Origin of the sequence: Pseudomonas sp. Ant30-3 (genome assembly GCF_000690905.1) — a bacterium.
Lineage (GTDB): Bacteria > Pseudomonadota > Gammaproteobacteria > Pseudomonadales > Pseudomonadaceae > Aquipseudomonas.
In genome coordinates, this window is sequence record NZ_JMCL01000090.1 from 1 (window position 1) to 14,879 (window position 14,879).

The 14,879-nt window shown below is 57.5% G+C and carries 16 protein-coding genes; 5 read left to right on the forward strand and 11 right to left on the reverse strand.

The genetic code is table 11. The annotated features are described in order from the left end of the window. Positions 1-165: type VI secretion system tube protein TssD (gene tssD, locus DU29_RS1000000131710; RefSeq protein WP_033050698.1), on the reverse strand; the 165-nt coding region annotated here is incomplete at its 3' end. Positions 166-610: 445 nt separating this feature from the next. Between tssD and DU29_RS0120925 the strand changes: the two genes are divergently transcribed. After that, positions 611-1,288, forward strand: coding sequence for a type 1 glutamine amidotransferase domain-containing protein (locus DU29_RS0120925; protein WP_028623441.1), 678 nt, complete (start codon positions 611-613; stop codon positions 1,286-1,288). Positions 1,289-1,339: 51 nt separating this feature from the next. Here the strand turns inward: DU29_RS0120925 and hglS are convergent, their stop codons facing one another. The 3 genes from hglS to DU29_RS0120940 form a co-directional block, all read right to left on the reverse strand. Continuing rightward, positions 1,340-2,731, reverse strand: coding sequence for a 2-oxoadipate dioxygenase/decarboxylase HglS (gene hglS / locus DU29_RS0120930; protein ID WP_028623442.1), 1,392 nt, complete (start codon positions 2,729-2,731; stop codon positions 1,340-1,342). Between the two features lie 109 nt (positions 2,732-2,840). Beyond that, positions 2,841-3,797 carry an alpha/beta fold hydrolase gene (locus DU29_RS0120935; protein WP_028623443.1) on the reverse strand — a complete coding sequence of 319 codons (957 nt, stop codon included), beginning with the start codon at positions 3,795-3,797 and terminating at the stop codon, positions 2,841-2,843. Between the two features lie 38 nt (positions 3,798-3,835). Next, entirely contained in the window at positions 3,836-5,290 is a 1,455-nt protein-coding gene (locus DU29_RS0120940) for a flavin-containing monooxygenase (protein WP_028623444.1), read from the reverse strand. 177 nt (positions 5,291-5,467) lie between these two features. Here DU29_RS0120940 and DU29_RS0120945 point away from each other — a divergent pair, with 177 nt between their 5' ends. Further along, entirely contained in the window at positions 5,468-6,541 is a 1,074-nt protein-coding gene (locus DU29_RS0120945) for a diguanylate cyclase (RefSeq protein ID WP_028623445.1), read from the forward strand. On the opposite strand, the gene DU29_RS0120950 is transcribed toward DU29_RS0120945, so the two are convergent. From DU29_RS0120950 to DU29_RS0120970, 6 genes are all read right to left on the reverse strand, one after another. Continuing rightward, positions 6,517-7,182, reverse strand: coding sequence for a transposase (locus DU29_RS0120950; protein ID WP_028623446.1), 666 nt, complete (start codon positions 7,180-7,182; stop codon positions 6,517-6,519). The genes DU29_RS0120945 and DU29_RS0120950 overlap by 25 nt on opposite strands. Further along, entirely contained in the window at positions 7,179-7,958 is a 780-nt protein-coding gene (locus DU29_RS0120955) for a hypothetical protein (protein WP_028623447.1), read from the reverse strand. Before DU29_RS0120955 ends, DU29_RS0120950 begins: the two co-directional genes overlap by 4 nt. Positions 7,959-8,048: 90 nt before the next feature. Next, positions 8,049-8,249: a hypothetical protein gene (locus DU29_RS1000000131715; protein ID WP_081832524.1), complete on the reverse strand. Its 201-nt coding sequence runs from the start codon at positions 8,247-8,249 to the stop codon at positions 8,049-8,051. Positions 8,250-8,469: 220 nt separating this feature from the next. After that, positions 8,470-9,339, reverse strand: a complete 870-nt coding sequence (locus DU29_RS0120960) for an isocitrate lyase/PEP mutase family protein (protein WP_028623448.1) — start codon at positions 9,337-9,339, stop codon at positions 8,470-8,472. Positions 9,340-9,475: 136 nt separating this feature from the next. Next, positions 9,476-10,510, reverse strand: coding sequence for an arginine N-succinyltransferase (gene astA / locus DU29_RS0120965; RefSeq protein WP_028623449.1), 1,035 nt, complete (start codon positions 10,508-10,510; stop codon positions 9,476-9,478). A 61-nt stretch (positions 10,511-10,571) separates the two neighbouring features. Next, on the reverse strand, positions 10,572-11,588 hold the full coding sequence (locus tag DU29_RS0120970; RefSeq protein ID WP_028623450.1) for an arginine N-succinyltransferase: 1,017 nt from the start codon (positions 11,586-11,588) through the stop codon (positions 10,572-10,574). Between the two features lie 368 nt (positions 11,589-11,956). Between DU29_RS0120970 and DU29_RS0120975 the strand changes: the two genes are divergently transcribed. Continuing rightward, the gene (locus DU29_RS0120975) at positions 11,957-12,526 is read left to right on the forward strand and encodes a histidine phosphatase family protein (RefSeq protein ID WP_028623451.1); all 570 of its coding nucleotides are present in this window, start codon (positions 11,957-11,959) and stop codon (positions 12,524-12,526) included. After that, positions 12,526-13,281 carry a precorrin-6A synthase (deacetylating) gene (cobF, locus tag DU29_RS0120980; protein ID WP_028623452.1) on the forward strand — a complete coding sequence of 252 codons (756 nt, stop codon included), beginning with the start codon at positions 12,526-12,528 and terminating at the stop codon, positions 13,279-13,281. The genes DU29_RS0120975 and cobF overlap by 1 nt, the downstream gene beginning before the upstream one ends. A gap of 55 nt (positions 13,282-13,336) precedes the next feature. On the opposite strand, the gene ftrA is transcribed toward cobF, so the two are convergent. Further along, the gene (gene ftrA, locus DU29_RS0120985) at positions 13,337-14,311 is read right to left on the reverse strand and encodes a transcriptional regulator FtrA (protein ID WP_028623453.1); all 975 of its coding nucleotides are present in this window, start codon (positions 14,309-14,311) and stop codon (positions 13,337-13,339) included. A 98-nt stretch (positions 14,312-14,409) separates the two neighbouring features. On the opposite strand from ftrA, the gene DU29_RS0120990 reads away from it, so the two are divergent. Further along, a complete protein-coding gene (locus DU29_RS0120990; protein ID WP_028623454.1) occupies positions 14,410-14,844 on the forward strand; it encodes a rhodanese-like domain-containing protein in 435 nt (144 codons plus the stop codon). Positions 14,845-14,879 lie beyond the last annotated feature (35 nt).

Below are 14,879 nucleotides of genomic sequence, written 5' to 3' on the forward strand. Positions count from 1 at the left end.
TTGCGGGTCACGCGGGATGATCACGTCGTGGCTGAAAGCCTGAACCATGACCTGGTCTTCGTGACCTTCCTGATAGGTGTTGCCAACGGAGTCGGCGGTGAATGCGCCTGCAGTGATCAGGCCTTGTTTTTCGCCGGTTACCGACATGTACGCTGGTGTAGCCATGGGTGTGCTCCTTGCTGAATAAATAAGAGTGCCCGGGAGGCGAAATCGCCCGGTGGGTGTCTGACAGTTATCAAGGAGCGTGCCAGAAATCTTGAGGGCTATATAAACCGGGGGGATGGCCGAAGTTTTTCAATCGCCTGGGTGATTCTCAAGGGAAAACACCCAGCCAAGTGCGCAAGAAGTTGCGCAGTACTGCGCAACTTCTTGCACACTTGGCTAGAGGCCACGTAGATGAAGGCGTGCAGGGCGTTGGAGCGGCTAAATATTACGATCAACTGCGCAACTTCTTGCGCATCATGGCTGAGAGCCATCACTTTGGCCTGGTCACCTGACTGGCGCATCGTTCGCACTAAACAACCAGCTGAAACGTGCAACGAACGGCGCAGCCCGAAGGTCCAACCCAGCGCCAGGCTAACCGAACACCTTCCTATTCAAGGAGCGCGACATGAAAATCCTGATGGTCTTGACGTCCCACGATCAGTTGGGCGACACGGGTAAGAAAACCGGCTTCTGGCTGGAAGAATTCGCCGCACCGTATTTTGCTTTCAAGGATGCGGGCGCCCAGCTGACACTGGTTTCACCCATGGGCGGTCAACCACCGCTTGACCCGAAAAGCGATGAGCCGGATGCGCAAACCGCATCGACCGACCGTTTCCGCCAGGACTCCGCCGCCCAGTCGGCATTGGCCTCCACCGGGTTGCTGAGCAGCGTGCGCGCGGATGACTACGACGCGGTGTTCTACCCGGGTGGCCACGGTCCATTGTGGGATCTGGCCGAAGACCCGGTTTCGATCGCGTTGATCGAGGCGTTTTTCCAGGCCGGCAAACCCGTGGCGGCGGTCTGTCATGCGCCGGGCGTGCTGCGTCACGTCAAAGACGCAGAAGGTCAGCCTTTGGTCAAAGGCAAGCGGGTGACGGGGTTCACCAACAGCGAGGAAGAGGCGGTGCAGTTGACCGATGTCGTGCCGTTCCTGGTGGAAGACATGCTCAAGGAGAAGGGCGGCGACTACTCCAAGGGCGCTGATTGGGCCAGTTATGCAGTGACTGACGGCCTGCTGATCACCGGGCAGAATCCGGCGTCGTCTGAGGCTGCGGCGCAAGCATTGCTGGCAAAATTGAAATAACAGCGACCTGTAGCAGCTGGCGCCGCCTGCGTCAGCCGCTGCAAACGCCCATCACCTGCTTATGGCAATACCAAGAGCCAAACAGCAATCGCCGATCGAACGTTGCTCAGTCTCGGCGTACAAACCCAACTCATCAACGGTAGGCCGCCCCAACGCCGTTTCAAACGCCTGCCGATTGGAATGTTCGCCATAATGGGTCTGTGCCGCATCCCCCAGATTTGACTGAAAAATCCCTGCCGCGCTGACGGGCAGGAAATCTTCGTACACCAGCGGTTCCACCCGCACATGACCATCGCGCAGCAGGTCCTCAAGCGATGCATCACACAGGCCGTCCGCTGACAGGCCTTTTTCCGTCACGAAATAGCGAAAGTACGCCAGCTTCTGTAAGCGCATGCCCTCGACGGTGTCAGGGAATTCGCTGAAGTGCTGCGTCATCAGTGTGTTGTAACGTGCGGCATTGGCTTCGTTGGGGAAGTCCTGCAGTTCGTCGCGAGCGGCATTAAGCAGGCGATCATAAAGCGCGCGGCCTTTAGGGGTGAGGGCGGCGCCACGTTGTTCGATTTCACCGAAACGGGCGCTGTGACTGCCGTGCGTTTTGCCTTGATCGGTGAATGCAACAGGCTCGTCCAGCGCCTTGAAACTGGTTTGCCGCAACAGGATCGGGCACTGCCGGCGGGGCGGGCCTTCGATCACCGCTTTGGGAGTGATGCCATGTGCCGGCATTTGAGCCTGGACGATATCGATGTCGAGGGTACGCGGCGTCAGGTGATTGATGTGCGGGCCCTTGAACGCCACCACGTCGGCAATCAACCGATGTTGAGCGCTGAGTTGCTGGTACTGCTCGGCAGTGACGGTGGCGCTGTGATGCCAGCGGAAGGTTTCCAGTGCCTGCTCGACGAAGTTCTGAGCATCCTGTTCACTGAGGCCTCCCTGAGCCTCGGCAAGCTCGATCAGCTCCAAGGCCGACGGCGTGAAGATCGAGCGTTTATCCAGCACAGACTGCGCAAAAGGCCGCAATCCCGAATCCTCGATCAACTCCAGACGCAGCAGCGAAGTGAATACCCGAAACGGGCTGACCTGCAACGCGGCTTCATGCACTGCGCGAAACGCGGTCGAATGCACCGGCACGCCGGCTGGCGTCAAATCGTAGTAGCCGACAGGCTGCATGCCCATCACCGCAAACAGCCGGGCGAGGGTGGCCAGTTCCTCGGCGGTGCCAACCCGAATGGCGCCATGGCGTTCCAGGTCAAGACGCTGAATTTCGCCGGTGCTGTTCAACTGACTGGCGATTTGCGGATCGCTTTGCAGCACATGACGGTTGGTTTGCTCCACCAGTTCCATCAGCGCGCCATACAGCGGCACTTCTTCGCGGTACATATCGGACATCGCTTTGGAGAAGCGCTGGCGGATCAGGTCAGGGCTGACGAAGCTCGGGTGGCTCATGGAAAATTCCTGGCGCGGTGACATGGAGGTTGCGAGAAAAGATCGCAGCCTTCAGCGACGCCGACAAACGAAGAATCTTACGGACTTCATTCTGCAAAGGACTGGTTGCTCAACGCATACGCTGATCCTGCGGGCTTTCGAGGCGTCGGGATGCCAGAAACTCTCGATACAGGCTCGCCGTGCCTGAAGGATCTTCCACCATGGGCATGTGACCGATGCCTTCCAGCACCTCGACGCGCAGGTCCTCAATGCCCTTGCTCCAGACGGAGACGCTGCTCACATCGATCAAGCGGTCCTTGCGCCCCCACACCAGTAGGGCCGGGCATTTTATCTCCGGCAACATCGGCTCCATGGGCGGGCTCGCGCGAAAATCCCGGAAGATCTCTTCCAGCTCCTCGCGGCAGCGTTGATAGCGTTGCGCAACCGCGTCCAGCACGACGCCGGGCACCCACGGTGGCTGAGCCATGGTCATTTCATAGAACTGGCGGAATTCCTCACGCGAATGGATCAGAAACGGATTGTGCCCCTTGGCCAAATGCCGCTCCAGATCACTGGCCTCAGGCGCGCTAACGCCCGCCGGGTCGATCAAAGCGACTGATGCGATGCGGTCCGGATAGGTCGCCGCGAGCCACGCCGCCATGTAGCCGCCCATGGAGTTGCCGATGACATGGACCTTTTCCACTCCACACACATCCAGCAACTGAATCATCCGTTTGGCCTGCAACGGAATGTCATAGCCGCCGCCCGCTTTGAAGCCAGTATCGCCGTGCCCGGCAATGTCAGGGATGATCACTCGATAAGTGCCAACGAAGTGCCGGGCAAAACGCAGCCACAGATTCTTGTCGGCGCTGTAGCCATGCAGCATCAGTACGCTGCTTGAAGCTTCATAGGGCCCGCCTTGCCAGGTCGAGACAGTCATCTCGGAGATGGGCACGACAATCTTGTGCAGTCGATACAGCCTGGCTTCAGCCGCCATGCTCAAGTCATACAGCCAGTAACCGATCGCCGGATAGCTCAACCAGCTCCAAGCCACGAATACCGCCAATGCAGCCAACAGTAGAAGCATCGTGCGCCTCCCTTTTCAGATCGCTCTTTTTGAGAAAGTCAGGACAGAATGTGATCGGCGGGTTTCAGCGCCCGGGTCAACCGGTAGTAACTGAAACTGAATCCCGGAAACATCGCAATCACATGACCGCTCTTGCTTTGATACCAACTGTGGCAGCCGCCGGATTTCCATACGGTGCGCTCCATCTCCCGGTGGATCATTTCAGTGTAGGTACGTTCCGCTTCGGCGCGTACTTCGATGCTGCGCAGGCCGCGCTTTTTTATCGTGCGAATGCAATCGACGATGTAGTTCATCTGCGATTCGATGATGAATAGCGCTGAAGTGTGGCCAATGCCGGTGTTAGGCCCGGTGACGATAAACAGGTTGGGAAAGTCCGGCAGGCTGGTGCCGAGATAGGCTCGGGGGTAGATCGACCAGAAATCGCTGAGCTGTTTACCGTTTTTTCCGCTCACGGGGTAGGAAATAACACCGTCTGTGGCGTCGTAACCGGTCGACCAGACGATCAGGTCGACGTCGAGATGTTCGCCATCCTGCATGACGATGCCGGTTTCATCGATGGACGCGATGCCCTGTTCGCGAGTGTGCAGGCTGACGTTGCTGCGCGTGAGCGCCGGATACAGCGTGCTGGACACGATGACCCGCTTACAGCCGATGACGTAGTCCGGGGTCAGTTTTTTTCTGAGCTCGGGGTCACTCACCTGCCGTTGCAGGAAGCGCAGTGCGTGTTGTTGGACCATGCGAATCGCCGGCTTCGAATATTTGAAAGCGATGACTCGTGTTTCGAATTGCCAATAGATCATCCAGCGCAGCAGCTTATAGGCGGGTTTGAGACCCAGCAGCCAGCGCTGGAACGGGCCAAAGAAACGGTCGGCCCGTGGCAGCACCCAGTGCGGCGAGCGCTGGAAGACGTGCAGGTGCGCGACCTGCGGCGCAATCGCCGGGATGATTTGAGCGGCACTGGCACCGCTGCCGACGATTGCCACGCGCTTATGTCGATAATCGTAGGAATGATCCCAGTGGTTGGTATGAAAGGACTTGCCCTGGAAGCGTTCCTGCCCTTCGAAATGTGGGATAACCGGCTGACTCAACGGCCCGCTGGCGTTGATCAGGAACTGCGCATGGAACGTGCCTTTGCCGGCGGTTTGCACGGTCCAGCGTTTGCCGGCCGCGTCCCATTCAACCTGTTCGACTTCAGCGTCCAATTCCACCCGCTCGCGCAAACCGAATCGTTCGATCACGTGCTGCGTGTACTGATGAAGTTCTGCCTGTGCGGCGAACATTTGTGTCCAGCGGTAGGGTGCGAACGACAGTGAATAGAGAGGAGAGGGCACGTCGACGGCGGCACCCGGATAGGTGTTCTGGCACCAGGTGCCACCGAAAAAATTGCGTCGCTCCAGAATCCGGAAATCGTCGATGCCTGCCTTGAGCAGGTTGATTGCCGCGCATTGCCCGCCAAAACCGCTGCCGATGATCAATACTTGAAAAGTCTGCATGCCTCTCCTTTTAACGCCAGCCAAGCGGACGCCCCCTTCATGTATAGCCAAACTCTGGCGTGTCGCCCTTATTCATTCAGACTGCCCGTCGGTGATGGCTAATTTAAGTTGCACTGATAGACTTTCACCAAACCTGTCACCCCCGGTGTCATCAGGTCTCGCGCAGAGGTGTCCCCCATGGAAAAAACCGGAGGAAAAGGACTTTCGCTGGCGAGAAGGCTCTACGCATCGCGCACGCTTGGCCTGGTTTTGGGCCTGTTATGTGTTGGCGCCGCGATGTACCCGTTGCAGCCGGCAGCGTGGGTATGGGGGCTGATGCTGTTTAACGGCTTGCTCTGGCCGCATGTTGCTTATCTATGGGCGCGCCGGGCCAGGGTTCCGTTCCACGCCGAGCATCGGAATATTCTGGTAGACGCGTTTCTTGGCGGATTCTGGGTCGCGGCGATGCACTTCAATCCGCTGCCCGCTGCCGCCACCCTGTCCATGATGGCGATGAACAATGTGGCGATCGGCGGTTTGCGCTTTTTGCTGGTGGGTACTACCGCGCAGATCCTCGGGCTTGGCGTCGGCTGGCTGGTGTTCACGCCAGCGTTCGTCGCGCAAACCAGCCCGCTGCAGCTCTATGCTTGCTTACCGCTACTGGTTTTTTACCCGCTGGCCTTGGGGTGGATCAGTTTTCAACAGGCCACTACGCTCGGTAGGCGCAAGCGCGAGCTGCTGGCGCTGAGCCGTACCGATAGCCTTACTGGCCTCTTGAATCATGGTGCCTGGAAGGATCAGCTGGAAGTCGAATACCAGCGCTGCAAGCGTCAGCATCGGGGCGCGGCCATCGCGCTGATCGACATCGACCATTTCAAAACCATCAATGATACCTACGGCCATGTTGCCGGCGACATCGTGCTGCGGCAACTGAGCAAGATGCTCAAGCACAACCTGCGGGCCTCTGACATCGCCGGGCGTTATGGCGGCGATGAATTTTGCGTGATCCTTCCCGACCTTCCGCTCAGCAGTGCCGCGGCGGCAATGGACGCCTTGCGCGACCGTTTTGCCACACTCGGTTATGAGCAGAACCCGGCGCTGAAAGTGAGCCTGAGCATTGGTCTGGCAGTGTTCAACCCGGCGCACGACGATGCAATGCTTTGGCTGAACGATGCCGATGAAGCGCTGTACGAAGCCAAGACCACAGGGCGCAATCGCGTCATATGTTGCAGCGATATCCGGCCGCATCATGCGCTGCTCAACTCGATTTGATTCTGTTTTTTCAACCGGGCTAACGTGCGCTCATAGAGCTCGGTTTCTTGCGCGGCGATCCCGGGATAAGTGGGCAAATAGTGCTCGTCGAAGCACCACGCCGGATCGGTCATGAGATTTTTTTGCGGATGGATCGACAGGCTGATCGAAGAAGACAAGGTTCGCGGCGGAAGTTGCCGGTGCACTTCATATAACGCTCGCATATGCAGGACTTCGCCTGGCGCGAGCTTAAGTGTTGTTTCCTCTCCCAGCAGCGGACGAACGCCAACGCATAATGGTGTGCGTTGCAGAATGTCGCGCTTGATGGTGGTGTAGCCATCGCCGCTGTAGCCAACAGCGTACATTTCAAAATCGTGGGTGTGGTTCAAGTGATAGATGAAGGTTTGGCTTTCGTCCTTGCTGGTCACTGGTGCCCAGAACCCTAATCGAATCGTGTAGGTTTGGGAGGAATGCAGCACGAATGCATAAGCGTTGTACAGACTGTTTTCGGTATTGAAACCGTCGCGCTGAAGGGTGTGGTAAAGATGTTCGCTGAGCAACGACCGGTTGCTTGCGAGTTGGCGCAGGTCGGCGACGATGTGCGTTTTGTCACGCTCCAGATCATGGCTATCCATACGCTCGATGAACGTCTGCAAGTTCATGCGACCTTGCCCTCGTGCAGGTCAAGCAGGGCGTTGATACGCGCGTTTTCGAATTTCCGCAGTTGCGCCACATGACGATGCGCGTTGTCCGGGGCCGCGCGGTACATCAGCACGAGCGCGCTCCAGGCAACGGCGGGGTGATAGTGATAAATCAATTCCTCTGCAACTTTCACCCTGTCCGGATCCTGTATTGCTTCCAGCAGATTCAGACTGACCAGATAACGTGCGGCGCTGTTGTCGTGGGGGAACCATGCGCATTCGAGCAATGACGCACGGTCGAAGACGTGAATATCCATCTTCCTGTCCGGTAGATTCACGCTGCCAATGAAAGCCGGATGCCCTTTGCCATCAGGGTTGCTGTCATACAAGAACCCGGCACCATCGATGAGCAAGGGGTGCTCGGCATCAACGATGACTCGTGCGCTTCGGGTCAGTTGATCACCATCCAATGCGTAAAGTTGAACAGGATACGCTTCGCCGTTTATGGCAAATAAAACGCTGTAACCGGGGATCGAATAGAGCTGCGGAAACGGTGGTGTGCTGTCCGGAGCTTTAAGACTGATATTGCCTTTATCGTTGAAAAACAATGTAACCGTTCCGGTATGAACATTGGTAGCGTCGAGAAGGAGACCCTTCTGGTTGATTTCTGTTTGTATATCGATTTGATGGTGCAGTCGCTCAATCAGATGATTGACCTCGGCGGTCATGTCTGTTGCTTTAATAGCGACCACAAGTTGATCTGGGCTCAGATTTGAGTCGAGAAATACATCGATCATGAAAGTACCCACTAATATCAATCGGTTTCCTACAGGTTATGAACGCCTGACGTACATAGGACGCCTGGCGCTTGCCGCGGCAAGTTGGCATCAATTGTGCTGTTTGTCCTGGGAAACGTTGGGCAATTGCCAGAAGCGTTTTATTTCATGAATGTTACCTACATTGAGGCGAGGCACAAATCCGCCGCCTGCGCAGGAGCTGGTTGAGCCTGTTTGGGTAGAAGTATTGATCACATTGGTGCTGGCGTGAAATAGCGGGGAGCTACTCCATTCACTGAGTGCGTTATCCATAACAGTCTCGCTTTTCTGGAAGTTAGTGTGTTGTGTTTGATGCCGATAAACAACACTATAGTTCCACCGCAAAACAGGTGCTGCAACCGGATCGCTGTTAAATGATGTGTTTCCGAATCAAGCCAGAGTTAATGTGCCCAAGTGGGTAATGTTTTATGTATGCAGGCGTAACAAAGGCCTGGTGTGACCCAGTGGGTCAGGACACCAGGCTAAAGCAATATCACTCTTTCACGCTCATGAATTCTTTTGCCCAGCGGATGTACTCTTCAGGCTGGGTGTAAGTGTGCGTAAGTTCCGTCGCGCTCAGATCCGAAGCCTGGGTAAAAATCTGTCGCTGTTCGCGCAAACTGTCGTAAGTGGCCTTGATCGCGGCAAAGTAAGCACCGTGACCGTCGATGGTAACTCGTACACCCAGTTCCGCCAGACGCTTGTCATCGCGCAGCAGCGGATTGCCATACGTCACCAGCATCAGCGGGACGCTCAGGTGTTCGGCGATTTTTTCCAGTTGCTCGAAATCCTGCACGCCCACCATGCAGATTCCGTCGGCGCCGGCACGCTGATACTGCTGGGTGCGGCTGATGATTTCTTGCACCGGCAGGATGCCCGCATTGGTGCGCGCGATGATTGCCATCTCCGAATCGACGCGGGCTTCGAGGGCCGCGCGGATTTTGCCGACACCTTCTGCCACCGAGATCAGATCGGTGGACTTACGTCCGAATTGGGCGGGCAGCAGCGTGTCTTCGATGGTCAGTGCCGCGATGCCGGCGCGCTCCAGCTCAACGATGGTGCGCATCACGTTGAGCGCATTGCCGTAGCCATGGTCGGCGTCGGCAATTACTGGCAACTGGGCCACGCGGCCGATGCGGGTGGCCTGCTCGGCGAATTCACTGAGGGTGATCAAGGCGAAGTCGGGTGCGCCCAGTACCTGCAAGGATGCTACCGAACCGCCGAGGATGCCTACTTCAAAACCCAGGTCGGCGGCGATCCGCGCCGACATAGGGTCAAAAACCGAAGCCGTGTGATAGCAAGTATTGGATGCAAACAATTCACGAAAATTGCGGCGCAAATCTTGATGAGAAAGCCGGGACATAGAGAGTTCCACCAATGGAATGGAAGGCCTGAGCAAAAGTGTCAACGCCGAAGAAACAAAAGGCTATCACGCAAGAGGGGCGGGAATGATGACGAATTTACCTGGTAGCCTGCCCGGCAGCAGGTTTTTGCGGCAATCAGGCCGCCACAGCTCGACGTTGCCGATCAGGCAACGGCACCGCCCGAATGGAATCGCCCGGTTGCAATTGCAGGCGTTTGGCGGTGAGTCGGTCGACCACCAGCGTGTTGGCATCCCGGCGCGCGGGCGCTGCGGTGATTCGGCAGTTTTCCAGACGGCGGTTGTGAATCAGCCAGACCGGGGCTTGCTCGTCCGGTGCGCCGATGGCAAGTAACAAAGACTGGCTGTCACGAACGGTGCGGATGCTCGAGAGCTCAGCTTCGATGACCGGGCCTGCATCGAAAATGTCAATGTAGCCATTGTGAGCGAACCCTTCATCAGTGAGGATTTTCAGCGCCGGCTCTATATTACGATGAGGTTTGCCTATTACCGCCTGTGCCTGTTCGGTGAGGAGGCAGGTGTAAAGCGGTTGACGTGGCATCAGTTCTGCGATGAATGATTTGCTGCCCAGGCTCGAGAGATGATCGGCGTGACTAAATTCCATCTTGAAAAAATGCCGGCCAAGGCTGTCCCAGAAGGGTGAACAGCCGTTCTCGTCGGCGCTGCCGCGCAACTCGGCAATGAGCTTGTCACCGAACAGCTCGGTAAATTCCGCCACGAACAGCAAACGAGCCAGCGACAGCAGACGACCATTGTGACCGTGGCGTTGATCAGTTCGCAGGAACAGCGAACACATTTCCGACTGGCCTGTCATTTCGTTATTGAGAAACAATGTCGGAATGCGGCGTTGAATGCCCAGACCCGCTGATGAGTTGACCGTCAGCCCGACCCGATAGTTGTACCAGGGCTCGCGCAGCCCCACGGCCCCGGTCAGGGCGCTGACCCCGACCACTTGTTGATCGTCATCTTCCAGCACAAACAGGTAATCGGCATCGGCCCGCTCGACCTGTCCGGCGAAGGTCCGTTGCGCCCAGCGCACCCGGTGGGCCAAACGGTCTTCGCTGGCCGGCAACGAGGTGAAACCTGGGCCCGCCTGCTGCACCAGTGCCATGAGGGCCGGCAGGTCGGTGCCCTGAACCGGTCGGACGATCATTGCGCAGCTCCCTTGGAGCGCATGCTCGGGCGCTGAGCTCTGGTTGCGTGCCAGGTAACACTCAAAGTTCTATGACCCGGATCAGGCTGTTTTCGCTGACGTTCAGAGCTGCGCACATTTCGCTATTCAGGACGACGGGTTGCCCTGCGGTGTAGTCGAGGTCGGCTACGATGGCTCGGTAGTTGTGCAACGAATCGTTGCTGACCAGGTAGCGCCCGCGCGCATCGATGCATGCGCCGACTGCCACGGTCGCCGTTCTGCTGTGCGCAATGGAGCGGATGGCGGCGACGCGCGCGTACAGCGTTGGGCCGCCGTCGAACAGGTCGATGTAACTGTTGGTTTCGAACCCTTCGCGCTCGAGAATATCGCAGGCTGGCTGACCATCGGGGTGAACCCGACCGATGCAGGCTTGGGCTTCGGGTGGCAGCATGGGCACGTAAATAGGGTAATGCGGCATCAGTTCAGCAAGAAAAGTCCGGCTCTCGACCCCGCAGAGGCGTTCGGCTTCCGCATAAGGCAGGTCGAAAAAATGCTTGCCCACCGCATCCCAGAAGGGCGAGCAACTTTCATCGTCGCTGTAACCAACGATCTCGCTGATCACTGCGTCGGCAAACCGGTGCGGGTGAGCAGCGATAAACAGCAGCCTTGCCCGTGACAACAACTCGCAGTGCGCGGAGCGCTCCAATTGCGCTTCAATATGAAAACCACGCAGCAAGGTATGACCGTTGAGGTCCTGACACAGTGACAGCGCCGAAACGCCGTGCTCGATGTTCAACTCACGCGAGGCGCTGGTGAATTTCCGATTGCGCAGACTGTAAAACGGTTCGTTGAAACCCGCTGTCGCGAGAATTTCCGAGCAGCCGGCCAGTCGCTGATTGTCCTGGTCTTCCAGCACGAAAAAGTAGTTCTCCGGGCCATGGTTCTGCACGTCGTCGGTCAACGAATTGCATGAGTCGAGAATTCTTCGTTGTAAGCGTTCACTGTCGTCGGGCAACGAAGTCACGCCAACGAGACTTTCCTGGGCAAGCCGCTGCAACTGGGGCAGGTCGCCTGGATCAACTGGACGAAAGACCAGCATGGATGCACTCCTGTATCAATGGATCTGGCTGTTGGCCAAACCTGACTATCACTGTCAGTTCCACGCGTGCTGATGAGATATCGTTTATTTTTATTCAGCTTTTAAACAAGTATTTATGCAACCCGCGATTCCTGTCTAGTTAAATTTCATGCGTTTTTCAAGCGTCAAAAACAGGGCGGGATGCCCGTAAGCCGGGGCCTACGTCAATGTCGATAGTGGGTGTAGGTTCTGACTGACAACTGTGTCGGACATTACTGACTTTCTGTCACTGACCGACGGGAAACATCGCTGACGCCCTACAATACGGCACAATTGCTCGATGACCGCCGGCCTGGTGCCGGCCCATCTTTATCACCGAGTAGTTCTTCGTGCAGGCAACCCGTCTAACCCTGATATGTCACGCTCGAACCGACGCACAAAAAATGGCGCAATTTCCTGCGGATGAGCCCGTCGAGATGGATCGGCATGCGGTGGGAGAATCGCGAAGACACGTGTTCAAGAAAGCTTTTCGATTAGTGTGTGGTCCAGAGCTGCGAACACGACAGACCGCCGAGTTGTTCGGGAGTGAAGTGGAAATTGTCAGCGCATTGCGCGATTACGATATCGGACGGTGGCAGGGCGTGCGGATCAAAGAACTGCAAATGTCCGAGCCGGCGGCCCTGCAATACTGGCTTGAAAACCCGCAACTTTCGCCACATGGTGGTGAATCGCGGGTGCAGCTTTGCAACCGTGTTGGCGCATGGCTGGCAACGCTGGAATCGACGCCGGGACACATTGTTGCGGTCACCCATCCTTATGTCATTCGCGCCGCACTGACACAGGTGTTGGGAAGTGCAGCGTTTAACGACATCGACGTCGAACCCTTGTCGTCGATCGAACTCCGGTTCAACGGGCGTTGGCGGTTACGTTTAAGCAGCGTTGAAGCGCAGGAGATCTGATGAAACAGCTCAAGGTTATCGGCATCGGTGCGGGCAACCCGGACTACATCACTATGCAAGCCGTGAAAGCACTCAACAGCGTTGATGTTTTTTTCCTCATGGATAAAGGCAGCAGCAAAGACACACTGATCGATTTGCGCCGCGAAATCTGCGAGCGCTACATCACTCATGACGCCTGGCGCTTCGTCGAGGCGCGTAGCCCGGAGCGAGCGCGCGGTGATGTTGACTACACGTCGGCTGTCGAAGAGCTGAACCTGGTCAAACAGCAGACTTTTGCACGGCTGATCGATGACGAAATGTCTGACGGCCAATGCGCGGGTTTCCTGGTGTGGGGTGACCCTGGGTTGTATGACAGCACTGTGCGAATCCTCCAGGAAATTCTGGCGTCAGGGCGATGCGTATTTGAGTTTGAAGTCATCCCCGGTATCACCAGCGTTCAAGCGCTGGCGGCGCAGCACAAAGTACCGCTGAATCGCATTGGCCGTTCGATTGAGATCACCACGGGACGGCGACTGGCGGCGGGGCAGGTGAGCGATGCAGACAGCCTGGTGGTGATGCTGGACGCGGAAGATTCCTACCACCAGGTGGCTGATCAGGAGACACAGATTTATTGGGGCGCCTACTTGGGAACACCGGATGAGATCCTCATCAGCGGCAAGCTCAACGATGTCGCGGATGAAATCGAGCGCGTACGCAAAGCGGCCCGAGTGGCCAATGGCTGGATCATGGACACCTATTTGCTGCGCAAGCCCTAGACATCCTCAACACTGGCGCCAGCAGACAAACCGCCATCGCGGGCAAGCCGGGCGTCTAGAGCCGCGCCTTCATCTCCCGACCAAATCTCTGTCGATACACCGACGGCGGCACGCCGACCACGCTGCGAAAGGCGACGCGGAAACTCTCCACGGACCGGTAGCCGCAGCGCTGGGCGATCTGATCGGTATTCCATGAGGTCGTTTCCAGCAACTCACGGGCGCGTCCGAGCCGTTCATGCTGCAACCAGGCTTTGGGCGGCATGCCGGTCGCTTCGGTAAATCGACGCAAGAATGTCCGTTCGCTCATCGCGGCTTCACTGGCCAGTTCGCGCACTTCCAGCGGTTCGTGCAAACGCTGCCGCGCCCATTGCATCACGCGCGAGAGATCGCTGCGCGGCGCAGGGCTGACCGGGCTGGGAATGAACTGCGCCTGGCCACCGGTCCGTTGCGGCGACATCACCAGCCGCCGTGCCACCGAGTTGGCCACCTGCGTACCGAAATCGCGGGTGACCAGATGCAGGCAGGCGTCGATGCCCGCGGCACTGCCCGCCGAGGTGATCAATTGACCTGAATCGACATACAGCACGTCCGGGTCCACCCGAATGTCTGGAAAACGCTCGGCCAGTTCCGCGATATAACGCCAATGCGTTGTGGCCCCGCGGCCGTCGAGCAAGCCGGTTGCCGCCAGTACAAATACACCTGAGCAGATCGATAGCAGACGCGCACCGCGCTCGTACGCTCGTCGCAGGGCCAGAATCAGCTCCGCTGGCACTGGCGCGTTACGGTCCCGCCAGCCGGGAATAATGATCGTTCGCGCGTCATTCAGCAGGTCCAGGCCGCCGTCGGCCAGCACCTGGATGCCACCCATGGCGCGCATCGGGCCCTGATCGACGGCGGCAATGCAGTGTTCATACCAGGGGAAATCGAACTCGGGCCTGGCCAGGCCGAAGATCTCTACGGCAATGCCAAACTCGAAAGTGCAGAGGCCATCGTAGGCCAGAATCGCGACTGATCCAGGGTATGTGTGCATTTGGCTGAAAATTCCCGGTGAGTGTCCTGTGCGCCACTGTAGCGCCAAGCCTGACGCCGATAAAGTCGCCCTACACCTACCGAAACGGAGCACCGCCCATGACCAGTCTGGTCCGTCAAATTCCCGCAGCCCCTTCGGCGATTGCCTTGATGCATTTCAGCAACCGTCTGACCTTTGAAACCGATTGTTCTGACGTGCATGGCAGCCAACAGGCCGGCGTTGTAGATTTTACTCTGGTGGACGTGCGCGGTCCGCTGGCGTTCGAACGAGGCCACGTGCCTGGCGCGATCAACATTCCCGGGCGATTGCTGACTATTGAAGCGCTGGCCGCCTATCCGCAATCAACGCTGTTTGTGGTGTATTGCGCGGGGCCGCACTGCAATGGCGCCAACAAGGCTGCGGTGAAACTGGCGGCGCTGGGTTATTCGGTCAAGGAAATGATCGGAGGTGTGACCGGATGGCTGGATGAAGGGTTTGAACTAAGCGTTGCCGCGCCGCGAGCGAACAGCCAGCCGATCGGATGCGAATGCTGATTTGGACAAAGGCGCGGATTTAAGGAAATTTGTCG